The sequence below is a fragment of the Pseudoalteromonas sp. NJ631 genome, from assembly GCF_000276645.1.
Lineage (GTDB): Bacteria > Pseudomonadota > Gammaproteobacteria > Enterobacterales > Alteromonadaceae > Pseudoalteromonas > Pseudoalteromonas piscicida.
In genome coordinates this window covers 149,394-174,007 of the sequence record NZ_AKXJ01000008.1, presented here as the reverse complement: position 1 = coordinate 174,007, position 24,614 = coordinate 149,394, and the positions used below count along the sequence as shown (strand labels likewise).

Sequence of the window (24,614 nt, the reverse complement as noted above, 5' to 3'; positions counted from 1 at the left end):
TAATAATTCAATGTGCGATTGTTTATTACTTGCCACGCCTCAATTGGACTAATTGAGTCTTAGCGTTTTTACTACTCACTAATTTTCAAAAGCGGTTCCATAGGTTGGTAGGGCTGATTTACATGGTAGCCAAACCATCACGCCCACAGCAGGGTCATTTGCATCAACAAAGGAAGGCGCCCAGCCCAACTGTCTAAACCCAAGTGATACATGATTTTCTTCAACACCAAAGTTTGCTGTTGCTTCTCGGGCATTTTCACATTTGAAGTATTGCGTCATGTTATCAGCTGGTATATTCAGATCGGCAAGCGTGTAGTTTTGTATGCAGCCGACACCACTACCACTACAAGTATTTAGATAATCGTTCCACGCATCTGTACAAGCTGTACCATAAGGATTATCGCGACAAACTCGAGCATATTGCTCATAAATCCATGCATTGTTGTAAGCGGCTTCTTGTACGCCTTCTGCTTTTTGACGTTGTACATCCGTCATCCAACTAGCGTATTGCGCAAGTACACCACGCGCACGGTGTTCATGATTAACCGACTTTTTGAATTGATCTTCAAGCCATAAAGTACGGTAAGTGGTTTCAAAGCGAATATCTTTATTACCTGAATCTAAACGACGTACATCTTGTGAGCTGATCTCGTAAGGCGTTGCCTTGTAACGCACTACGTTGTAATCAGATAGCGCATTAAACTGATTACCAAAGTCGTTTTTCGCATAGTTCACCGCTTGCTCAAATAAAGTAAAGCAAGGCTCGTAGTTATCGAGTGAACAGGTGATAATATTGTTAGGGATTATGCTGAGAAGCTGTTTAGGATCACCGCCTTTTTGTAAAGCTCTGACGGTAATGCGCACACTTTTCTTAAGGTCTTCGTCGATATAATTAAGCTTACCATCGACGCTAATGCCAATATTACCAGCACCGTAACTTACCCCTAAGTAACCGCCAATTTCACTTTTGTGCTGCTCACTTAAGTATTCAATTTTCATGTTAATGAGTAGCTGTGCACCGTATTCAATCTCACTGATAAATCCATCGCCTGCCATGCTCATTAGTTTACTTTGATATTCATTCGCTAACGTATTACCTGACGGGGTCAAGGTGTAACCAATGTTGGCATCCGCTGGCATAAGTACACGCTTTTTCGGTGTTAATGATGCTTGGAAAGTATAAGTATTAGAAAACTCAGTCGAGGACATTTCTTTGGCTAAGTGGCCGCCAGCTTTGACACGAATGACCGGAAAGCCAACATCAACATCAACATTACCGTTGAGTTGACGGAGCACTTCGTCATAGCTGCCATTGTTTACCAGTTCAAATTGCACACGGGTATTGCCGAGAGTCTCAACAGTTTCCCCTGCGACAGTTTGAACATTCAAAAAGCGCTTTTGGTCGCTGTTATAAGCCGTACCTAGCACAATGTGATCGTTCATCAATCCGGGAATTTCGCTTTGAAAGGTATTCACATTTTGTGCTTTTTGCATTAATTCCGCTTCGTTCACAAAATTGGAATCTGCGAATGCGAAAGGTGTAGTGCCGGCAATAAGTGCCGCGATAGTCTGTTTGTATAAGTTCATGTTGCCACCTATTACTTCACGTAAAGGAGGTAATCTTCTACCTCTCCAGAGTCTATTTCTTTACATGCGTCATTGCTGCCACCCAAGTAATCCATGGTAACGCGCATTTTCGTCATGCCCTTTTTGGCGCCCGTTGGCGGTGTAATTTCTACCTGAACTGCTTGTTCTGAGACACCTGCAAATAAGGTTTCTTTTGTATCGTTAAAATCACCATCTTGGTTCCAGTCAATAAACACATGCCAAGTTTCCGGATATGTTTCTGCACTACTAAATCCTGGGGTTAACGTTAACTGGTAGCTTCTATCGGCATATATTTTCGCAGTATCACCAACATAGTTACTGTAAAAGGTGTTGCTACTGGTGTTTTCAATATTAGAAAACTTGACTGATTGGATAAACTCATAGGCACGTTCACGAGACTTTGTGGCGCAGTAGTTCGGCATTGCAGGTGTAACCATCACCGCGCTTATGCGATAATCTGATGGGATCTGCAAACAAGAAGTCGTTGGTGACTTACCCGCAAACCAGTTCTTTGGATTCGCATTGTCTTCATCTCCAAAGGTAAGGTATTTTGCATCAGTCCTGAGGGTACTATTTTTGTATAGCATTACTTTTTTAAGATTTGCTATTTTCTCATCATTTGGAATGGGAGTTGTGGGATCAAAGATATTATCAGAGACTTCAACCAACAACCCTGGGTAGCACTTTTCCAACCATTGAAAGCGTCCTAACGCTTGCTGTGGCGTAAGTACATCTCGAGATTCAAATAAAGTCGTATTTGCCTGCGCTGATGGTGCTACTGTCGCAGCGAATGAGGCAATTAATGTGCTGGTTAGCATGACTTTTAACATAGTCTTATTCCTTATAATTCTAGCCATTTACGGTCATACTGATGAACGCGGCCACGAGTCTGTAGCTCTCTATCGCGACAGTAATTACCAATTGGATTACGCTTACAATAATCAACGGCGTCTGCCAGAATAAATGAGTTAAAGAGCGCATTATCGCGAATGGTTTCTAATGCAGTTCGATGTGAGTTATTCAGCTCACTGGCGTAGTAATTGAGTAGGTTATCGGCACGACGATTGTCGAGAATTGCCTGTACCCAATCATCACTCATGTTTTTCAAAGCCAACTTAGTCAAGATGCTTTTGGCAGGATAGACATCATCAGGTACTAAGGGAGATAGGCTTGGTCCAGAGTCGGTATAACTTTGTGTTAAGACTCGACCAACGTTGTATTTATCTAATGTATCAAACTGAGTAACGTAGTTAGTTTTGATGTAATCGATACTGTTTTTAAACACATCAAAGCATGGTGTTGGGTTTTCCATCGTACAGTTGACGAGCTGATTGGGGATCACCTTCAATAGTTCAGTTGGATCACCACCAAGCTGTAGCGCAGAAACGGTAATTTTGATGTTACGCTTCACATTTTCGTCTACTTTTTGCAGTTTACCACTGACACTGACTTTACCCGCCCAGTCCACACCAAGCTGACCCCCCCATTTGACTTTGTCTTCGTCATTTTTATATTGGAACTTGAGGTTGATCATAACTTGAGAGCCGTACTCAATCGCTGATACAAACTCATTACCAATATTATTGAATTTATCTCCAGGGTTAGCATTGACCAAATCAAGCGCAGCTTGTGTAGGTTTAAATCCAGTCTGAGGATCCGCAACTAACAGTCGTTTTTTCGGTTTTAAGGAGAGAAATAGGGTGTAAGTGCCAGTGTAGTTATCTGCGGCGTTTTGTTTTGCGTAGCTTGCGCCAACGCCAACTTTTATGACTGGAACATCAAGTGCAGCGCCTAAATTACCATCTAGCATACTAGATAGTTGGCTATAGCTCATATCTACACCGACGACAAAATCCATTTCGGTATTGCCATAGGTTTCATCAACTCGGCCAAGCACACTTTGCAGTGCATAAAAACCTTCTTTTTCACTATGGTAAGCAGTACCGAGTGTCACTGAGTCTAAATCAGAGTTATTTGCTTGGGTAGTGAACTCTGGATTAGCAATTTGATCAGCAGTAGCTGAAAAACTGCAGGCAAAAAGTCCCATTACCCCCATGGCACGTGCCAATGGAGAATATATAAATTTCATGTTGAATTCCTTACTGAGAAGTATGGCCCCTCAATAGGAGAGGCCAGATGCAGCGATTAGTTCAGGCTGTTGATGTAGTCTGTTTTCCACTTTTCAGGAAGACGTTGGAGGATCTCTTCTTCTGACATGCGTACGTCCTGATCTTTGTAGTTAAACTCATCTTGTGTAGCAAGATCGCCTACCGCCATACCATTGGCAAACATGGCAAAGTTACGTGACTCAGCTAGTTTAGAATCTGCTGTTGGCGCAAGTTTTAGGTTATAAATCTTGTCGCGATACTTCTCTTTAGTCACGCTTGTTACCAGCACCGATCCATTCTCAGTTAAGATACGATCGCCAACTTTTAGCTCTTTCGCCCAAATAATTCCTTTATTTGAGGTCGAAATTGGGTGAGTCTCGGTAGTTAAGATATCAGAGCCATCTGCGCCTTTTACGCGATACATCTTGATAGCTTCAATCCCAACCGACACATCAATAACTTGCATTGGTTCTTTAACTTGGGTATTCGAAGCAAGTGCACCTAATACCAAATCGCCTTTCGCAATGTCTTCAATAGCAAGTTGTTTGCCATCGGCCATGGTGATCATTGTGCCTGTAGCTAGACAGCTATAACCTAACTTCATCATAGGTAATACTTCACTATAGAAGTTACCAAAACGCGTTGATGTTTCTGACGTTAGTGAAACTTGGAATGCAACGGCACCACCACGTCCTTTCTTAAAGTACGGATAACCTTTAACAGCAAAGGTCATATACCAGTTTGCTTCAGCGATGTTTGAGAACAGTTTGGCATTACCAAAACGGCCCTCAGAACGTGGAATATTCCAACGGATAATCGACTCTTGGTTTACTGTATCAACTTCGAACTCCAAGTAATCGGAAAATTGCTTAACCGCGTTTTCGAGCCCTTTATAGCTTTGCTTTGTCGCGCCGCCATAGATACCTTCTTGTAGATAGATATTCGTTGGTTCATCTATACCGTTTGGCAAATCGCCTACAGTTGGATAGATTTCAGTGATTTCGTGAGGAACACGTAACTCGCCGTTGAATGGGATATTTACATCGGTAATTTCATTCGGTTCACGGTATTGATCTGCTGCGTAATCACAGTCAGTATGACTACGGTTTAAACAGATTTTAATAACCGCGTCGTTGTTTTTATCGATAGGCGCAGTCGCATTATACTTCGGACGTGTATCCAAAGATGAGGTGATCCCTACGTTAAGTGCAGAAGCCTCACCTTTTGCAGCTGGTGCAGCAGAGCCATAAAGCGCTTCAAAGTGCTCCCATGAGAATGGGTATTCAGTGTACTTCATCGTCGTACTGATAGTGCCATCTTCTTGCTCTAGTTCAACGTATGAACTTGCGTAAATGGTATCTAGGTTGGGAAAGTTTGCTTTCAATGACTTCAGTGAAATAGTCGAAGTTGCAAGTGTGTCTTTACCATCTAGTACATTAAATGTAGAACCTAAAGGCGCAAGCTGATTACCATTTGCATCTTCTAACAACAAGTCGATGTAGGTCGCCTTTGTACCACCAAAGCGTGAGCTTTTTGCACGTACAATGAGATAAGGCTCGTTTGTATCAGACGAAATAGCTAAGTTCATATCCAAGAAGAAATGTGCTTCTTTAATGATATCCACTTCAGTTTCACTAACTGGCGGCACTTCAGAGGTGGTCATATTCATTTTGGCTGATAAGTGCTGTCCTTTTGCTACATCTAGCGTTTTGTGTAGCTGTGGGAACTCGCTCTCAATACGGTTTGCTTTGATTAAGCGTGACTTAGCCAATTGATAGTGCTGCGGATTGGACATATCGAGTTTACGGATCCCGAATTGGTCTGGCTGAGTTACTGCGATCCCCTGGGTTGCAGCAGGTCCAGACTTCTGTTTCGACGCCGTGGTAGTTGGTTGTTCATTAACACTGTTGCTAGCAGCTACCGCATTGCTGACTGCTAACGCGATTGCAAGCGGCATGAGCACCTTTTTGTTTAGTTTTTTCATTTTATTTTCCTTAATTCTTATAGATTTCTACAAGGTAGTCTTCAATTTCTCCGCTCCCCGAGGTCGCGGCACTGCTATAGTCAGAGCAAGGATCGATACTATTCACTCTGCTAAATCCGTAATACTGTAAAATTCTCATTCGAGTCGTTGTGACAGGTTGTGACAGCTTATTGCTTGGAATGCTAAATTCACCCTCAACATAGCCTTTACCGTAGTCTTGGTTAGTTTGGTCAAAATCCATAACCAGCAACTCTGATTTGTTGTTTCTCCAATCGCCATCGCCAAATTGACCGTCGCTGTTTAAATCTATCCAGATGTGGTAGTTTTCAGCGAAGGCTTCATTGCCTGCATAACCTGCCTCAATACGATAAGTATTATTCTGTGTGGCATAGAGCTTAATTGGATTGTTAGGATTAACGACACCAGGTTGCTGTGCATTGCTAAATGGACCATCTTGATTGAAAGTCACGTTACTGATGTGTTCATAATCGGTCAGACCTACAGCCGTGCAATATTCAACAGGTTGTGTTGATTTAAGCTCTAGCAGCATATTTTTGGTACCTGTAACTCGGCTTCCCCAATCATCCCAAATAGGTTTGTTGTAACTAATAGTTAGGCTTGCGCTAAAGTTACCTGCGGCTTGATAGGTGTGTTCGGTGTCTTGGCCAAAATTACCAGTTTGCGTAAGTGTTGAGCCATCTCCAAAGTTCCATTCCAATGTTACATCTGGGTATCTTGCAGCATTATCAGGTTTTGTGGTGGTATTACTAAAGCTGACCTTAAACGTACCGTCTGCTTGTTCGCTTACCGTGTAGCTCACTTCAGGAGTAAAGCTCGTTTCGCCAATTTTCACTGTTTCAGTGGTAGATTGTGTACCATCAGCATGATTAATTGTGAGTGTGATCGTGTACTCGCCATCGGCTTGATAGGTGTGCTGAGTGTCTCTTACTGAAGACGTGACACCATCTCCAAATTGCCACTGTATCGTGCTACCTTTAGGGATAACACTCTGATTTGTATCTACATATACTGTGCTACCGGATTTACGAGGTGTGAATCTTGCCGTGATAGTGGTGTTAAACTGAACTTGTTTGTTCCAGCTTCCAATTACCTTGTTGAATCTGTCATATGCTTTTAGCTCAACCGCATAGTTGCCAGATTGCGCATATTGGTGAATAGGCGACTTTTCACTACTGGTTGTGCCATCGCCAAATTTCCAATGCCAACGTTTAACACGTGCATCGACAGTATTGTTTTCAAAGCTAATCTGATTGACACCTTGGCTTGTGCTGATCCTTAAATCAACAGGATCTGTGTTTTCAATGAGCTTCACTGTGTAGTCTTCAACTTCGCCCCAAGACATGTCGCCACACGCGGATTTCACTAGACCAAATGACACCATAGTTCGAAGGCGGTAGCTTTGGTTTAGCTCACCACTCAATGAGATCTCGCCAGTCAATTGCGTTTTACTGCTGCCAAAAAGTACGAGTTCTTCCGTCTTATGGAATAAGCCATCATTATCTTTGTCTAACCAGACATAAAAGTTCTTTGTCTTGTCTTGAGTATCTGGATGGGGTGCTGCGGTTAGCGTTACATTGAGTGCTTTACCATCCTTAACTTCGACTACATCATATGAGTAGTCGCTATAATTGCTTGATGTAGAATCGTTTTTGTAGCTGTTCAACGAAACTGATGATAAGTAGTACTTGCTATGATTGATGCCTTGCGCGGGGCAATAGTCGTCAAAAACTTCAATAGGCAGCATAAAAGTATCAGACTGGCCAGAGGGGGCGATAGCGGTCAGTTCAACATTGTATTCGCCCGCAGTAGTATAGTTATGTGTGGGCTCAAAGGCGCTACTTTGTGCACTTCCATCACCAAAATTCCACTGCCATTGCCAGCCTTCGCTGCTACTAGCCGAAACTTGCTGGCCGTCACGACGGGTTAAGTTCTTAAAATCAAAAGCTAAGAATTGACGATCAAAGCCAAGTTCGCTCTCGAGTCCACGGTCTACTTTCAAACCTATACCGACTTGTGCAAATGCCTTACGTACGTGGTTTTGTAATTCAGTAGCTTGCCAGTGGCTACCATCTTGCTTTTTAATCCCATCTTGAGTCAGTTGATCAGTTACCGTGTGAGTTTGTCTCATTACACAATCAGCACCAGTAAGATATGTACTATTGCTGGTCCAGCAGTTTTTATTTGCGTTAGCAAACAAGATAAAGGCGTACTTTGTATTCCACGGTGAGGTTTCGTTGTCTAGCTCTGCAGTAGTGAGGTAATAAAAAGCTTTGTTAAATACGCCTGCGCCATGGTGAGAAGTGACTGAGTCGTCATAGTCCTCAACATGATCAATTGAATTTCCATCTAGCGTAGGAGTTTTGAAATAACGTAGTGCATCATCAAGGCGGAACGTTTCGTGATTACTTTTCCAATCATTCGTGCCAGAGTAGAAGAATTCAGCTGCTTCACCCGCCATATCAGAAAAGGCTTCATTGATGGCACGAGCTTGGCCTGTCAGCATTGATTTTGGCGTATTTGAGCCATACTCTTCGGTAAAACCGTGAGCGATTTCATGGGCAACTACATCCAAGGAAACCATAGGGTAGAAGAGGTAGTCACCATCACCAAAATAGACCTCGCCGTTTTCATAAAATGCCTGATCCATGTTTAGTCCGTAATGGACATTTTGAATTATCTTTTTATTAAAGTAGGGTTTATGTCCAAGATACGCCTCGAACATCAAGCTTGCTGTTTGTCCATGATGATGAGCATCATTTAAGGCAGAGCGAGCGCCGTGATATTCTTTATAGTCATTGCGAGTTGAATCTGAGCAGTTATAGCTATAAGGCGTATTAACTTGGGCTGTACCGTGATTGTAGTTTCTGGTCTCAACGTTTTTTGCATCAAATAAGCAGTTGGTTTGCTGAGCATCAGTTTCCATGGCGACAACAAAGGTCTTTGGTGGGTAAGAAACATAATCAGCTTGTTGATAATCTGGACGTGAAACCTTGTCATTACCAGATGGTCCACTTCCGCCTTCATAAACAACGCGTTGCAATACATCAGATTGGCTGATAAGCTCGTTTGTTGTTAAATCTACAAAAGCAAGGATCCTTTGTGGCTTAAAAGGACCAGACTCAAAGTCAGTGAAAAAAGCAAGCTTGGCAGCATGTCGGGCTTTGCCCTGAGTATCTATATAAATTACTTCTTCTGCTGATGAACGTCTAAAAATTCTAGGGCGTTCACTGTTAAACAGAGAAATGACTGAGTCTAAAGCTGCGCTAAGTTGTGCTTCAGAAACTGGAGTGAGCGTGGGTATATCTTTAGCGACGTTAACAATGAGATCACCATAAACTTGCTCAACAGTTCCGTTCTCGTCTGTCAGCACAACAAGGTCATGATTCCAGATTGGAATATTCTGGTATTTTTGAGTTATGGTATGGCTTTGCTTCGTTTGACCTACTCGGCTTTTATGAAACGTAAGCGTGTGACCTGCGTATTGCGCTGCAAATGTTTTCAGCGTGAGTAGATAGTTTTGATTAGAATCATCACCAAATGTGGATTGTTTTTGTTGTAAAGTTGGCGCAATTTTCTGCGTGTCATTGAATAAAGAGACGCGTTCAGCGCCGTGACAATACATACTGATCGCTGATGCTAAAACGCACAGAGACTTTAACCCTTGCATGTTAACTCCATAATTATTTTGAAGATTCCTTCCCACTAAAACGCAACTACTCAGTACATGAGATAAAAGAGCGAATGAGTGCGGCTGATTATTAGTGCTATTACTTTGAGCACAAACTCTAAGGTAATAAAGAATTTCAAATAAATAAATAACAAAAAATAAACAAAATAATAACCTTATGTTTTCGTTGGGAATTTAGGGGGAGGTTTTATTTTTTGTTATTTTTATCTAACTAATTATTATTGTTGAATAAATCTGAATTTTTTTTGAGCTTATAAAAAACTAAGAACAGCTCATACGCTAGGGGAGGTAGTCATCATTTTGTAATGTAAGGTAAATTTTAATGCTGGCAGATTTACTGTTCGTTCCTATATTAGGAGCTTCTGCAAAATATTGATGAAATAAAATGAATAAGAAGCGTTGTTTTGGGTTGCTTGATTAAAGAGGAAATTGGTCTGGTAAAAAGTACCTAGCTGCTATACAAGTACTAGGTACTTTTTGTGATCTTTATTGAACGGTTACATTAATGTAATTAGTAACAAAGGGCGATATCTCAATAGTTCCGGTCGCATAGACTTTTTTACCCACATCTTCACCTTTTATCTTTATATAGTATTGGCCGGCTGGAATAACAATGTCAGAGTAATGGCGTGTGCCAAAGTGAATAGTATCGCCTTTGACCAACCAGCCCTCTGGTGAAACTTCGTATAGATAGCCTTCGCACCTTATTTTGCCAATTCGCGGATGTTTGCATTCATTAAACTTAAGTCTGGTTTTACCACTTGGATTCTTTGCCGTTTTTACAAATGCCAATGAGCCATAGTCTCGAGCCGTTTTCGTTGCTTGATGAGGCCATACATCTTCTTTTTCGACTGAATAATCGTTACTTGAGCCACTACCAGTTGCTGAAACGACGGTTCCTGAACTGCCAAAAATACCATTAATAGCACCGTCTACACCGTCATTCACGACGCGGTTGATATCATTACTTTTACAAGCAGTGAGAGAGGCGAGAGAAAGCGCGATAAGCGTTACTTTTTTCATTATTTGTCCTTGAAGTTCCATTCTCAGCAGCATTTTACTGTGTCAGCGATTTTTTCAAAGCTTAGCTAGTTAACTATTTACTAAGCCGAAAACCAACACAAGTCATAAGAGCATTCTATGCTCATTCAATGCTTCCTGTTATTTTTGATTTAAATCGCATAAAAGTTTACCTTGTGGCGAAAAAAAGTCCAACAAAAAGCATGCTAGTTAACCTGAATTCGGGATAAGAAGTAAGTTAATCCACTAAAATCACTAAGTTCAAAAGCATAATATCACTCTAGCCAGAAGTTATTTCTTAATACAAGGCAAATTTGTGCGTCAATAGCTGGCCTATTGCAAGCAAATTTAACGCAGTAGTAAGGGATAACGGCTGCTAGAGAACAAGTTGTTATCCCGAGTTCTGGTTAGTTAATGACTCTAGTCATTGAACAGCATGCGAAAAAGTATATTAGACTTGAAATATGAAGAAGGTGTTAGTGCCTCCCTTATTGGTTAGTCACTTTGCAGTGCTTCGATTGGGTCTAGCTTTGAAGCCTTAATGGCCGGGTATACCCCAAATGTTAAACCGACTAAAGCACAAATACTAAAAGATAGGAAAATAGCACTTAGAGACCAAGATACCGCCCAATTTGAGTAAAATGCAATTATCTCTGAAAGTAAAATACCAAACACCACACCGAGTAGTCCGCCTAATATCGAGATGGTAAAGCTCTCTGTAATAAACTGGACTTGAATATTTTTCCGAGTGGCGCCTATTGCGCGTAATAAGCCAATTTCTTTGGTTCGTTCAAGTACGGTTGCGAGCATGATATTCATAATACCAATACCACCAACAAGGAGCGATATACCAGCAACGCAAGACATGACCATATTAAAAATAGCCTGTGTTTGTTTTTGCTGAGCAAGCAAAGCTGCGGGAATGGTTAGCCTATAGTCATCAATATCGCTATGGCGATTGGTTAATATGTTAGTGATAGCTTGAGATGCCAAAATTGGACTCTGAGATTTGTCGATGGCAAGTTTTAGTTCGGTAACCTCTGGCTCAAGTAGTCCTTTATTAAAGCGATGGATGGCGGTTGTTAGCGGAACAAAAATACGGCTTTGTTCACCACCTAGAGCAACGCCTTGAAACTCCTTTTTGTTCAGGTGCGGTGCTTGCAAAATGCCAACAACCTCAAACCATAAATGGTTAATTTTTACTTGTTGCCCAACAGCGCTCCCGAGGGGAAATAGGGTTTTTGCGGTATTTGCGCCGAGTAATGCAACCTGCCTATATTCCTTGCTATCTTCAGTATTTAGTAGGCGACCAGCCGCGAGTTCATAATGCGCAAGGCTAAAATAGTTTGCTGTTACGCCTGCGGCTTCGCCTTCAAAGCTGCCGAATTCGCTAAATATCTGGTAGGTATCCACCAGTCGCTCAGCCGAAAAGTCGGTCACAAATGGCAGGGCGTCGACAATCACTTGGCCGTCTAATAGATTAAGACCTTGCGAGTGTTTTCGTTGTTCTTTTAGGTCATTTTCTTCAATGTCTTTGGCGCTGACAATAACATTATTGATCCCCATAGAATCGATCATTTTAAGCGCTTCGCGTTCTGCACCTTCACCGATGTTTAACATGGCAATAACGGCACCCACACCAAAAATCATCCCGAGCAAGGTCAATAAGGTTCTGAGCTTATGCTGCTTTAATTGCACAATGGCATCGGTAAATAAATCCAAATATTTCATTACAGTTCCTTATTCGCGACGAGTGCAATTTGTTGCTTGGGAGATAAGCCTGCCAGTACTTCAGTATGGCTTAGGTTGCTTTGGCCTAATTCCACTTTTACGCGTTTAAACTGGCTACCGTCTTTAACTTGAACAAAAAATGCGTTGTTATCATTGATCACGCTATGTTTAGGCACGAGTAACGCTTGTTTATTTTCTTGGACAAATACCGTAGCAAGCACCTTATTACCAGGTTTAAAGTGGGCTGGAGTCTCATCAAGGCTCGCTATGATCTCATAGTATTTTTGTGGATCTCCGCGGCGAATAGATTGTGGGTAAGGTGATACTTTTGTGACTTTACCATCAAAGCGCTCATCGCTATTGGAGAGCAGGGTAAACATAACCTTTTGGCCAATCGCAAGGCCAAGCGCTTCTTTTTCATGAACGAAAAGCTTAGCTTGCAGAGATGAAATATCTGGTAACCCCCCGATCTTTTGCCCAGGCCATAGCGCTTGGCCTGATTTGGGTTTCTCTCCACGCCAATCGGCACTGAGGGTAAGTAAGCCATCGTGTGGCGCGATTACTTCAAGACCTGCTAAGTTTGCGTTGTACATCGCAATTTTGCTTTCATGCTGTTTTGATTGCAGTTTTAACAGTTCCATTTCTCCAAGAGCTGAAGATGAAAACTGCTCTGTCTGCCAGCCAAAATAAGCCTCTTTTGCATTGAGATATTCAACATTTTGCATTTGATCTAAAATGTCGAGCTTTGAGCGGATCCGTTCATCGTCAACTGAAAAGGTCTCGGCAAAGTGTTTCTCTTCACTGACGATAACTTTGTCGCTATCCAAATGGGACTTTCTCGTGGTTAAATCACTATCGGTGACTGTGATATCTTGTGCGACTTTGCCTTTGTCAAATTCACTAAAGCGTTTTCGTCTTTCTAATTGGCTACCATCGAAGCGTGCAATAATATCGCCTTTTTTCACCTGAGTGTACTCAGGCATGATCCATGCGAGGGTCTGAGCCCCTCTTGCTGAGGTTGGGGCGGATATAACAGTTTCACTTGCGGCTTGTAATTCTCCCTCTGCATCCACAGTAATCGAAAATGGCTTTGACTCTACGGTATATAGGAGTTGCGCTGGCTGCTCAGGTGCTTCTTGGCAGCCAAGTAACCATAGTGAGACAATAACTGCGAGTAATGTTTTTCTCATAGCTTTACCTCCACGCCTTGACTAATTCCAGAAGAAATCACGGCAAGCGTCGGTGTGGTATAAGAGACGGTGACTTCTTTCTCTCCGCTGTTTGTGTTTACAAGCACTTTACCCGCACTTTGTTTTAAGGCGCTCAATGGCACGGTTAAGGCGTTATCAAGTTGTGCTGTCATTATTTCTACACGAGCGCTCAAGCCTGGCCGCAGCTTTTCGGGATCGACTTTGTCCAGCTCAATAATAGCATCAACAATGCGGCTTTTATCTTGATGCGACTTTTCTCTAAAAGCTTTTCCTATTTCAACGAGTGTTCCGCCGATAACATAACCGTCGGCGCTGTCTATGGTAACTTTGACCTTTTGCCCCAAAGTAATCCGTCCAAAATCGGCTTCTTTAATTTGTGCTTTTACTTGCATTTGTTCAATAACTGATAGCTCAACAACAGGTTGACCAAATTGCATGGACTCGCCAACACTGGGCTTTTCACCTTCCCAGTTTGCTCGATATGCAACTAACCCATCCATTGGCGCTTTTACTTGTAAACGCTCTATATCACGTTTTAGCTCTTTTACTTCAGCATCCGTTCGCGCAACCTTGCTTCTTGCCATTTGGATACTCAGCTCTTTGTTGTTTAGGTGAAAGGCGAGTTTACTGCGGGCAAGCTCTAAATCATTGGTTGCAATGGTGAAATCGATTTGCGCCTTCTTTCGGTCATTGTCTGAGCGTGAGTTATCTATGATCTCTGCGCGGCGTTTTGCCTTATCGAAGTTCATTTGCGCTTCAGCGAGTGCGAGTTTGTATTCTTCTTCTTGCTTCTCGACTTGAGCTTGTTTATTTTCTAGCTCTTTTTGCGCTTGACTTAGCTTCGAATTATATTCCATCAAGCGATCTCTAACGGTTTGATCGTCAAATGAAACAACAATTTGGCCTTTTTGAACCGTGGTATTTTCAGGCATTAACTGTTTTATTTTGTATTGCCACATACGCTTGATTGAAGGGGGGGCTATCAGCGCTCGGCTTTTTGATTCCAATTCACCATTCGCTTCTACTGTGATAGTGATTGGCTGTGCCTTAACGATATGTATATCGCTGGGGGCCTGACTGCAGCCTAGTAAATAGAGTGGAATGATGACCGCCAGTAACTTAACTTTCATTTTTCTCTCCTGGCAAAGTTATGCTTCCGCTCATGCCCGGTAGTAGTGGCAAATCGGTGTTGAATGTGAACTTAGCTCGGTAATACATGCCTTGGCCCCAGTCTTGGCGCTTTTCTGGTTGTGTTGATAGCTCAGTGAGGGTACTAGGCGTTGATGAGGAGCGAAAGGCGTCAAACTTTAAATCGGCAGTTTGACCCTCCTTAATACCAATAGCATCTACTTCATGGATCCATGCTTCTAGATACAGACCCGCTGTAGAAGGGATTTCTGCTACTTTCCAACCCGGTTGTACAGTTGCGCCAGCAAACAACTTGTTGCCATTCCAAGGGTGATCAGCATACAGAATAGGGCCGCTATTACTAGCCGTTAGACTCATTTTCTCGAGCTGCTCTTGGTTGTGCGTGAGACTTGCTTCTAACCGCCTTATCTCCAGTTGCTGTTTCTGAGTATTTGCCTTTGCTTCAGTTTCGGCCTTGCTTAAACTGATTTCGGCTTTATGGTTTTCGATAATCGCTTTTTCTAACGTCAGCTGGTGTTGCTCGTAGTCGTAGGAGCTGATATTGGCTTTTGGCACGCTAGCATCTATCTTGGCTCTTTCGACGAGCAAAATGGTTTTTTTCAACTGAAACTGAGCTTCGAGTATCTTTTGTGCACCGTCTTGCTCAATTCGTTTGTACTCATCTTTTGCAGCATCAAGCGCAACTTTATCTTGGTCGATTGAGGTCGCGATAGAGCCGGAATCATAGACGACGACAATGTCACCCTTATTAGCAACTTCTCCCTCGGGCAGCATCCACTGGATTTGCGTTTTCCAAGAGTCGCTCATCGGCGCGTGAAAGATCTGAGTTTCACCTGCTTTAATAACACCCGAGACGATAATTGGTTTGGCAAAAGCCTGCAAAGAGGTGAGTAGGGCGATGCTTATAATATAGCTGCGCATTGGCTATCCTCCATTTTCTCACCATCTTTCATTCTGATGATACGCTCGGCATATGCTGCAATATCGTCTTCATGCGTTACCATTACGATGGTGTGGCCTTGCTGGTGTAGCTGACACAGTAATTCCATGATCTCATGCGAAGTTTTACTATCTAAGTTACCAGTTGGTTCATCGGCAAAAATGACTTTTGGCTCATTAATGAGTGCCCGTGCAATGGCAACACGTTGGCGTTGTCCGCCAGACATTTCGAAGGGTTTGTGATGTGCTCTGCTATCAAGACCTACTTTTTTTAGCATGGCAAGTCCGCGACTTTTTGCCTCTGATGGGGAAGTCTCAGTGTACCGTAGCGGTAAGATGACATTTTCCAGTGCGGTTAGGCGAGTAAGTAGATGGAATGTTTGAAAGATAAAGCCAATTTTTTGATTTCTAATTTGTGATAAGGCTTCATCTTCCACGGCCTGAATTTCTTGATTAGCAAGATAGTAAGAGCCGGAAGTTGGAGAATCTAAGCAGCCAAGTATATTCATTAAGGTAGACTTTCCAGAGCCAGAAGACCCCATTACTGCGACAAATTCACCTTCCATTACTTCTAGAGAAACTGATTTTAGTGCATGCACTTGGGTTTCTCCGCTTCCGTATACTCGGCTTAAGTTTTCGACCCGAATCATCGTAGATTATAATCCCTTGTTTTTATTATATTTTATTCATGGTTCAGAGGTGTTTAGCCTTGTACCTAAATTTGAGTGTAACTGTTGTGTAGGATAGAGTAAACCGAGTAGGTACTAGACGAAAAGAGAATAAGGTAAAAAGTTGTTTCTGAATACTGCGGATTACTGAAAGTGCCTAACAAAATTGGCTGTTAGGCACTTTGTTCGCAAGGCTATACCAATTTGCTTAATTAGGCTCTACCCAAAACGCTCCAACCTCTTTTTTAACCACTTTGACTTGTGTTCCTGCAGTAATAGGTTGTTTACTTTTTAGTTGCCACGCAATACCAGAATAAGTATGAAAAATACGACTATCCGCATTCAAGTCCTTTTCTAGCGTAAAGGTAAGCTCAGCAAAATCACTGGTTACTTCTTTGTTGTCAGTGACATCTTGCATGCGTCTTAGTGGTTTCCATAAAAACACAGCCAATAATGTCGTGACTAACGCATTAAACCAAAGTGCAGTCAGCCAAGTTTGGTCAAGCATGCCTGCGTACATTAGACCACCGCTGATCACCAGCGACAGACCCAAAAAGAACAGTACAAAGGTCGCAAAACCAAGCACAGCAACCTCAACAATTAGGCAAGCAATTCCTAGTACTACTAAGGTTTGTGCTAAATGCTCAAGTAAAAAGGCCATAGGTGTTACCCTTGCTTTTTATTTAATGTATTAATAATAGACATGCCTTGTGCCACAAGCGAACTTGCATCTGTGCCATTGTCTGGTAGCAATACCACAGAAGATTCTTTGGCTATTGCTTCTTTTGCTGCAATGGCTTTTGTAGCTAAGTCAAGCTGGATAGCTTTTTGACCTTCTTCGGTATTTGCGGCTTCACCGACTTTACGAAGGGCTTCGGCTTGTGCGTCTGCAACGGCAATAATCGCTTTTGCTTCACCTTCAGCTCTTAGGATCTGCTCTGCCTTTTCGGCTTCAGCTGCAAGCACCTGCGCTTGCTTCTTACCTTCCGCGACATTGATTGCGGCTTGACGGTCACCCTCTGACTCTAGTATTTGAGCTCGTTTCACACGCTCAGCCTTCATTTGTGCTTCCATTGCTTCCATTACTGAGTTTGGTGGCACAATATCTTTAATCTCGTAGCGCAGTACTTGAATGCCCCAAGGATCAGAAGCTGAGTTGATGGCGGCAACGATGTTGGTATTAAGTAAATCTCTCTCTTCAAAGGTTTTATCCAACTCCATTTTACCCAGTTCGCTACGCATGGTGGTTTGCGCGAGCTGAGTTACCGCGAAGATATAATCGTCAACACCGTAAGTCGCTTTATACGGATCTAAAACCCTAAAATAGAGTACACCATCAACAATCAATGAAATATTGTCTTTAGTTATGGCTGATTGAGATGGTACATCAACGGCTTGCTCTTTTAAGCTCCTATCGGAGGCTACACGGTCGATAAATGGCAGAATAAAGTTAAGGCCGGCTTCTTTAGTGGATTGATACTTACCGAAACGTTCAATAATCCACGCACGGTTCTGCGGGACAAATTTGATACTCCCTTTTAGTACCACAATAACGAAAATCAATAAAAACGCTTGAATGGTAAAAAGGTAATCAAAAATAAGTGTGACTGGATCCATGTTAGCTCTCCTACTACATAAGAATTGTTCGCATCAAATGCATGTTCCCAATATAGATGAACCATTAGTGAATTTCTATAAATAAATTCACTCAGAGGTATAGCGATGGCAATCATCCTCAAGCGATAGCCATCGTTACTTACTCTATTAAAGTAGTTCTACTTTTATTTCTATCCATGCGGTAGCGCTATTTTCTGCTCCGCCCTTTGATGTAGGGGTGATTTTGAATCCTCCCCAGTGATCGGTATATGAATTTCCGATTGTTAGCTCCGAATCGGTTTGGTCGTCACCCCACCAGCCTGGTGTTTTTGACCCTGGAGTCATATCTAAGAGGTAAGAGGTCGTTTTCCAAAAACGTGGATCTTGCTCATTTTCGAAGTAGCCCTCTAAATTGATGAGTATGCCGTTTTTGGTATTTGGATATCGCGCATTTGTAGTTCTGTACTCTAACCAATACGTATATAAGCCGTTACCCGATTTTAGCTTTAATCCGATATATCCTTGATCATTGCGCCCGTGGTCAAATGCATAAATGCGATATGTTCCCGATGAGGTAATGAGTGGGACTTCTGATCCGCTTACCCAACCGAAATACTTTTTGTACAGTAAGTTATATTCTTCTAAAGAATGAGCGCCCATTCCCATCATGCTATATACGTTACCATAGTTTAAACTTTCCTTTGCATAATCATGATCGCCAATGACTCTACCAGGGCCAGCTTCTAGCGCTTTAGCATGACGTAGTCCAAGTGCATGCCCTAACTCATGCGCCACCACGCCTGATGTGTGGTGATATAAACTGATTGAAGGAGGAGCAGCGCTGGAATTGAAGTTACCAACTTGAGGGGCAACCATCATTACCACATTACCAGTTCCAGGGTTTTCTGGGTCAACGCCGTTTGCTTTAACATGCTTCTTCCATTCAGCTGTCCAACCGTGAAAGTCACTGTCAAAGTCACTTTTGGGCCGATTAATATTAATTATTGGCACCGATGTATCATATGTGAGGTTAAATTTACCGTAAGATTGGTCCGTGTAATATGCTGCAGCGTCAGCTAAATCACGCTGCATTGAATTCCAGTTAAGTTGCGCATCGCTAAATTGAAATCTAAACACTTTGATGTTGGCATAATTTAAAGGATAACCATCATTATCTCCAGGTGGTGGAGTAGAACCTAAGTTACGGCATGAGGTTGCACCTAAATCAACGACCAATGAGGCACCTTGACTGGCCCCATCTAACGTAATGTAAGTCCAATATTGGTTTAAGTTCTTAAGCACGATACATTCGCTATTACCGTTTCTTTTTGAATTTGGATCGCTACCGTCCAGTTTTGGCCACCCCCCATTTTTTGAATATAAATTAAGATTTCCTGAGCCATGTCCAGTGGTAATTGCCAAACTATTTACACTATTTGTACCTGGAATACTTAAGTAAGTTCGAGTGCCACTCGAAAGGCAAATAGGTTGCTTATTGACAATTTCTCTTCCAGTAAATGGGGCTGAGGATTTACAGGTGTCAGTGAGTTGAGCTGCACTTGCCGGACCTGCCGTTAATAGTAATAGAAGCGCATAACAGCGCGCTCTTCTCAAATATATCTTTTTCACAGTTGTATCCTTATTAAATAAGCTTGCTAATTTACAAGCCTATTTAACATAGGATTAAAATATACAATATTCAATATAATATTCTTGTGAATTGGTGAAAGGTATGGATTTTACAATCGTAAAATCCTCAACTAAGTTTAGAGAGGGAGGTATTAGGCTCAGGAATCCTTTTGTTTACCAGGTAATTGAATGATGTATATGAATTTTCTGAGGTACCTATTTGTCGTTTTTTGCTTAGCTGTCACTGCTAATGTTGATGCAACAACGATTCAGATATTTTTGGATGATGAAGAAGACCTCGCTATTTTGACGCAAAAAGCTAAACCTGAAAATATTGCTGGCGCAACCAACAAAATACTATTTGAACAATTAAACCTCTCAAACATTGAGTTTCTCGGCGCAAGTTATAAACGGACGTTACGCTCAATGCTAAAGCAAGATAAATCAGCTATTTGCACTCTTAACAAAGTAAAAACTACTTATCGCGAAAAAAACTTTCTATTCAGCTTGCCAGTAAATTTTTATATCAGTAGACGTCTATATCAACATGCTGATTCACCTCCGCTATCTAAAGAAGTGCTTGATGAAGAAGGTAATGTAGTCTCTCTTATGCAACTTTTTAACGTATACAGAAATAAGCTGATAGTAACTGCTGACGATCTTTCATATGGGCCTTTTTTAGATAAGCAATTAGCACAGGTGGATAGCGCTAATAAAGTGGTGAGAGGTGGAAGTAATCATTATGAAACTGTACATCGGATGTTCGAATTGAAACGTGTGGATTTTCTGCTTGGTTACCCTGTTGAAGTGATGCGATACGCGAAAGCCAATCAAGATAAATATGAGTCCTATCTAATCGCGGATTCACCTCGGTTTATTTTAGGTCATGTGATGTGTAATAAGACTCAAGTAAGCAGGCAGGTGTTAGAGAGAGTAAACCAGATACTACTCAGTAATTATGGTACCAAAGAGTTTTTATTGGCCCATATAAATTATTTACCCGTTCAGGAGCATCGATCTATTCAGGAAGTTATAGAGCGCTACATAGATCAACTCGGCTCAAACTAATCCACTAAGCATGCTCCTGATCCTGTGTCGGGCGGTACAGCTATCACCACCCCCCAAATCTTGGCCAAAACTCGATGTCATCATGACTTAACACATGATAGCCTGAGTGCTGAGCGGCTGTTGCACATGCATGATTCGGTAAAATACGTAGTAGGTCACCATGTTTCATGTCTGGTAAGGTAAAGCCCGGTTCACATTCAATAACGCCATGTTCTTGATTTGCTGAGGTTACTTTGAGCCCAGGCAGCAAATTACCCGCTTGGTCACAGACGAGGCCATAGCCGCAATCAAACGCTTGACTCGCGGTACCTCTGTCTCTTGAAAGCGCCATCCAGCCTGCATCTATAAAGAGCTTATTTTCACTACGTTTGATACCAGTGACACGCGTTAGCACGCTTAGTGCAATATCTTCGATGTCACATATGCCGATACCAGCCATAACAAGGTCGAAGAATGTATAGACCCCAGCTCGTACTTCTGTTATCCCATCGAGGTTTTGTGTTGACAGTGCCGTTGGGGTAGAGCCAATACTTAGCACTGTTGTGGTGATCCCAGCCTCTTCCAGCATGGATGCAGCAGTCACCACGGCTAAGCGCTCTTTCTCAGCAAACTGTATTAGTTGCTCAGCTGTGCTACACGCGTATGAGCCACCGGCATGCGTTAGTAAACCCCGATATAAACCACTGCTTTCCAGTATGGTTGCGATGGTCACGATTTCTTTGTTTTTAGGGTGCAGTCCTGCGCGATGTCCGTCGCAGTCTATTTCTATCAAGCAAGGAATCGTACACTCATTTTCCGAGCAAAATTGAGAGACAAGCATGGCTTGCTCCATACTGTCTAGCAGTACGGTTAGATTGACACCTTGATTGATTAGGGCAAGAACGCGTTGTAGCTTATCTTCTGTGATCCCTACCGCATAGGTGATATTGGTGTAACCTTGTGCTGCAAATGTTTCTGCCTCTTTTAGAGTGGAAACCGTACATCCCGCTTGTTTGTCGGCCAAAATATAGCTAGCGGCCGCAATGGATTTTACCGTTTTCAAATGTGGGCGAAGGGCCACATTAAAAGCATCAAGATGCTTTTCCATACGCGAAAGGTTATGTAAAAAAGCAATTTTATCAACAACTAAACATGGTGTTTGTAAAGATCCTAATGTCTTAAACATAGCTCAATCATACTCCTATGAGTTCTATTTCCTGTCGATTGCTTGGGGACCAGACGCGTTCACAAGCGTGTGTTTTGTTAAGCCAAATAAAGTCTGTATGTTCATCATCAGCAAGTACCACACTGATCCCTGACGGTACTTGGATACTAAAAACATGCTCAGTGTTTATGGTAACACCCGGCTCATACCGATGGCGCCACTGCGGTCTTATAGTGTATTGATTTGTTTTATTATGCGAGTGGATGGTGATCCCAAGCGCCGCGGCGTCAATACCGGTCTCTTCTTTTAACTCTCGATACGCGGTAGTGATTGGAGTTTCACCGAGCTCTACTCCCCCAGTGACTGATTGCCAAAAGTGTTTATCGTCTGCTCTTTGTAATAGCAAAAACTCATTATGCTCGTTGTATATTACGACCAATACCGAAACGGGTTTACGTAGTGCCGACATGGTTTACATCAAATCAGGAACATGTGCTTTGAGTTTAACCAGTTGAGTTGCTCTCGGCAATTGGTATAAAACTTAGATGGCGAATTTTGGACAAAAAAAAAGCAGGCCATCTGGCCTGCATAAAAACTCCAATAGCAACAAGCTGTGCCAAGGAAATCCCAATAATGCCAACATCCCAGTCGGCAAGCTCTACTTCTCGGGAGTTCAATTGTGACTTTAGGCACGCCTAGATACGCAGGTAAAAAGGTGCAGCCCCAAAGGAACGAGACCAATGCTAATGTAATGTTTAGTACTTGTAAACTAAAAATTGAAAAAAATAGTTTAAACGGATTTTCTTTGCTCACTTTGAAATATAAAGCTTCTAAAATGATGGAATTACAACCGGTGTAACTATTTGTTATTTATCTGGTTGATAAGTTTTGTACCTTTAATGGTCTGATGGTTGTTGCAATTTTGTATCCATTCTGTATGTTAATGGGTTGTACAACATGTAACCTAGGAAAGGAAAAATGAAATTAACATCAGCAATTATCGCAACGTCATTATTGGCAACCAGTGTCGCAGTAAACGCGGCTATACCTTATAAAAATGAACAGTATCAATTTACTCAACCAAGTGGTGAGGTGATCACTCTTATTCTTAATGGTAATACGTACTTTGCACAGCAGCGTACCCCTGACGGCGAGCTTGTGGTGTATGATGCCTCGCTCAAAGGCATGGCTTACGCACAGGTGTCAGTCGATGGGGAGCAGCTTATATCAACAGGTAAGCTTGTGACCAAACGCAGTAAGCGGGGCATGCAACGTCACTCAGTAGATGCTATGCAGCAAGGGTTATCCTCTACTGCTATTGCAAAAAAGGTAAAAGCGGCGCAGCAGGTAATGCTGGGTCAAAACCAAACACCAGTCGACTTGATACATACGCATCAGTTTGAGCGTAGTGATAATGCAATGGCTTTGAATGCCGAGATCAGCGGTCAAGTTAAAGGGTTAACTATCATCATTGATTTCCCTGATGAGCGCGGCACTATCACAAAAGCGCAAGTTGAGCGTTTTTTAAATGACCAAAATTACGATGAATTTGGTAACGCGCAGTCAGTAAGAGGGTATTTTTCGTCGGTCTCTGGAGGCAAGCTGGATTATACCAATACGGTAACGGCTTATTACACCGCAAAGAAAAACAAAGCGTATTACGCGGATAGCGCATTAAGCTCAACAGTACGCTCGCAAGAACTCATAAAAGAAGCGCTAAATTGGCTTGAATTTCAACAGGGATTTGATTTTAGTTCGCTTACTACAAATAGTAGTGGGCAGATCCGTGGGTTAAATATTTTTTATGCTGGCAACTCTGATAGTGCATGGTCTAAAGGTCTGTGGCCACATATGGCAAGACTCAGTCCTCGTTTTTGTGCTGACAGCGTGTGTACCGATCGCTATCAAATCACTGATATGGGAAATAGCCTTGCAATTGGCACCTTTGTACATGAGTCTGGTCACTTAATCACAAATTGGCCTGATCTTTATGATTATGACGGCAGCTCAGAGGGCTCAGTCGCAAGTTTTGGCGTTATGGGGTTTGGCGCGATTGGTGCTTCCAACCGTTTTAAGCCGACGCCACCTGTCGCACACTTCAGGGCCATAGCTGGTTGGGATACGGTAACTGAACTTAATCCGGCCGTAAATGCCAATGCCCCAACGGGAAGGCTCAGTCATATTTCGGGCGCTAATAGCTCATATAAATGGACCAACCCAAGCAATACAAATGAAGCATTTTACATTGAGGCTATTCATCAGTCGGGACAAAACTCAGAGCAACTCGATTCTGGCTTGGCTATTTGGCACGTTGATCCCGCGGGCAATAACTCGAATGAATGGTATCCATATATCCAAATGGAGCATGGTGATGCCAAACGAGATCCTGAAAATGGTCGCAACCGTGGGGATAATGGCGATTTATTTGATGTGGCAGGAGAGTTTAGTGCCACACTGCCGAATGCGTTGAGTAGCAAAGGGACGAATGCGCTCTGGTGGAATGGAAGCGACTCAGGTTTGTCCATCAGCAATATTTCTGATCCCGCTGCAGAGATCCAATTTACGGTGAGCGGCAGTACAACTCCGCCACCAGTGGGGGATGTTTATACTGGATACTTAGCGGACAAGCAACAAGCTATACAACCTGACGGCAGTTGGTTTCAGTACAGCGGTGGCACAATCGCACTTACTTTAGAGGGGCCAACAAACGCAGACTTCGATTTAAAACTCGAAGCTTGGCAAGGTGGTGCATGGCAACAAGTTGCCATTTCGGAGACACCAACCTCACAAGAGTCAATTAACTATACGGCAAACTCAGGTTATTACCGCATTTTGGTTTACTCATACAGCGGTGCGGGTGACTACCGTTTAACGGTACAGAAGTAGTTAACCAAAGCGCTGATTAGATATAATGCCAAGTCGCGCTGCTTGTGTGGTAGGCGCGTGGCTTGTTTTTATTTTGGGAGGTAGTTAGAACGTCAAATTCCACTTTCTTATCTATAATTCATACTTTATTACCAAAAATTATGATAATAATGCAGTCATGCATA

18 protein-coding genes are annotated in these 24,614 nt (G+C 42.4%); 2 read left to right on the top strand and 16 right to left on the bottom strand.

Annotated features, from left to right (window positions below; genetic code table 11):
- Positions 1 to 78 precede the first annotated feature (78 nt).
- The 14 genes from A587_RS0114920 to A587_RS0114855 all read right to left on the bottom strand — a co-directional run bounded on the left by A587_RS0114920 (position 79) and on the right by A587_RS0114855 (position 19,352).
- The gene (locus A587_RS0114920) at positions 79 to 1,587 is read right to left on the bottom strand and encodes a hypothetical protein (RefSeq protein WP_017218232.1); all 1,509 of its coding nucleotides are present in this window, start codon (positions 1,585 to 1,587) and stop codon (positions 79 to 81) included.
- Positions 1,588 to 1,598: 11 nt separating this feature from the next.
- On the bottom strand, positions 1,599 to 2,438 hold the full coding sequence (locus tag A587_RS0114915) for a GEVED domain-containing protein (protein WP_017218231.1): 840 nt from the start codon (positions 2,436 to 2,438) through the stop codon (positions 1,599 to 1,601).
- 11 nt (positions 2,439 to 2,449) lie between these two features.
- Positions 2,450 to 3,697, bottom strand: a complete 1,248-nt coding sequence (locus A587_RS0114910) for a hypothetical protein (protein WP_010377895.1) — start codon at positions 3,695 to 3,697, stop codon at positions 2,450 to 2,452.
- Between the two features lie 56 nt (positions 3,698 to 3,753).
- Complete coding sequence (locus A587_RS0114905) at positions 3,754 to 5,700, bottom strand: Hint domain-containing protein (protein ID WP_017218230.1); 1,947 nt, start codon at positions 5,698 to 5,700, stop codon at positions 3,754 to 3,756.
- A gap of 10 nt (positions 5,701 to 5,710) precedes the next feature.
- A complete protein-coding gene (locus A587_RS0114900; protein ID WP_017218229.1) occupies positions 5,711 to 9,388 on the bottom strand; it encodes a PKD domain-containing protein in 3,678 nt (1,225 codons plus the stop codon).
- Positions 9,389 to 9,895: 507 nt separating this feature from the next.
- Entirely contained in the window at positions 9,896 to 10,432 is a 537-nt protein-coding gene (locus tag A587_RS0114895) for a hypothetical protein (RefSeq protein WP_017218228.1), read from the bottom strand.
- A 492-nt stretch (positions 10,433 to 10,924) separates the two neighbouring features.
- Positions 10,925 to 12,160 carry an ABC transporter permease gene (locus A587_RS0114890; protein ID WP_010377904.1) on the bottom strand — a complete coding sequence of 412 codons (1,236 nt, stop codon included), beginning with the start codon at positions 12,158 to 12,160 and terminating at the stop codon, positions 10,925 to 10,927.
- Positions 12,160 to 13,350 (bottom strand): efflux RND transporter periplasmic adaptor subunit, encoded by a 1,191-nt coding sequence (locus tag A587_RS0114885; RefSeq protein ID WP_010377906.1) that lies wholly within the window; start codon positions 13,348 to 13,350, stop codon positions 12,160 to 12,162. The genes A587_RS0114890 and A587_RS0114885 overlap by 1 nt, the downstream gene beginning before the upstream one ends.
- Positions 13,347 to 14,501: an efflux RND transporter periplasmic adaptor subunit gene (locus A587_RS0114880; RefSeq protein ID WP_017218227.1), complete on the bottom strand. Its 1,155-nt coding sequence runs from the start codon at positions 14,499 to 14,501 to the stop codon at positions 13,347 to 13,349. The genes A587_RS0114885 and A587_RS0114880 overlap by 4 nt, the downstream gene beginning before the upstream one ends.
- A complete protein-coding gene (locus A587_RS0114875) occupies positions 14,491 to 15,441 on the bottom strand; it encodes an HlyD family secretion protein (RefSeq protein ID WP_017218226.1) in 951 nt (316 codons plus the stop codon). Before A587_RS0114875 ends, A587_RS0114880 begins: the two co-directional genes overlap by 11 nt.
- Positions 15,423 to 16,109 carry an ABC transporter ATP-binding protein gene (locus tag A587_RS0114870; RefSeq protein ID WP_017218225.1) on the bottom strand — a complete coding sequence of 229 codons (687 nt, stop codon included), beginning with the start codon at positions 16,107 to 16,109 and terminating at the stop codon, positions 15,423 to 15,425. The genes A587_RS0114875 and A587_RS0114870 overlap by 19 nt, the downstream gene beginning before the upstream one ends.
- A 226-nt stretch (positions 16,110 to 16,335) precedes the next feature.
- Positions 16,336 to 16,788 carry an NfeD family protein gene (locus A587_RS0114865; protein ID WP_017218224.1) on the bottom strand — a complete coding sequence of 151 codons (453 nt, stop codon included), beginning with the start codon at positions 16,786 to 16,788 and terminating at the stop codon, positions 16,336 to 16,338.
- 5 nt (positions 16,789 to 16,793) lie between these two features.
- A complete protein-coding gene (locus A587_RS0114860; RefSeq protein WP_010377916.1) occupies positions 16,794 to 17,744 on the bottom strand; it encodes an SPFH domain-containing protein in 951 nt (316 codons plus the stop codon).
- A 147-nt stretch (positions 17,745 to 17,891) separates the two neighbouring features.
- Positions 17,892 to 19,352 carry a pre-peptidase C-terminal domain-containing protein gene (locus A587_RS0114855; RefSeq protein WP_017218223.1) on the bottom strand — a complete coding sequence of 487 codons (1,461 nt, stop codon included), beginning with the start codon at positions 19,350 to 19,352 and terminating at the stop codon, positions 17,892 to 17,894.
- Positions 19,353 to 19,541: 189 nt separating this feature from the next.
- Here A587_RS0114855 and A587_RS0114850 point away from each other — a divergent pair, with 189 nt between their 5' ends.
- The gene (locus A587_RS0114850; protein ID WP_017218222.1) at positions 19,542 to 20,420 is read left to right on the top strand and encodes a hypothetical protein; all 879 of its coding nucleotides are present in this window, start codon (positions 19,542 to 19,544) and stop codon (positions 20,418 to 20,420) included.
- 43 nt (positions 20,421 to 20,463) lie between these two features.
- Here A587_RS0114850 and A587_RS0114845 read toward each other — a convergent pair whose 3' ends face one another.
- Both A587_RS0114845 and nudB read right to left on the bottom strand, forming a co-directional pair.
- Positions 20,464 to 21,585: an alanine racemase gene (locus A587_RS0114845; protein WP_017218221.1), complete on the bottom strand. Its 1,122-nt coding sequence runs from the start codon at positions 21,583 to 21,585 to the stop codon at positions 20,464 to 20,466.
- 7 nt (positions 21,586 to 21,592) lie between these two features.
- Positions 21,593 to 22,033: a dihydroneopterin triphosphate diphosphatase gene (gene nudB, locus A587_RS0114840; RefSeq protein WP_017218220.1), complete on the bottom strand. Its 441-nt coding sequence runs from the start codon at positions 22,031 to 22,033 to the stop codon at positions 21,593 to 21,595.
- Between the two features lie 509 nt (positions 22,034 to 22,542).
- On the opposite strand from nudB, the gene A587_RS0114835 reads away from it, so the two are divergent.
- Positions 22,543 to 24,450, top strand: coding sequence for a M6 family metalloprotease domain-containing protein (locus A587_RS0114835; RefSeq protein WP_017218219.1), 1,908 nt, complete (start codon positions 22,543 to 22,545; stop codon positions 24,448 to 24,450).
- Positions 24,451 to 24,614: the final 164 nt, after the last annotated feature.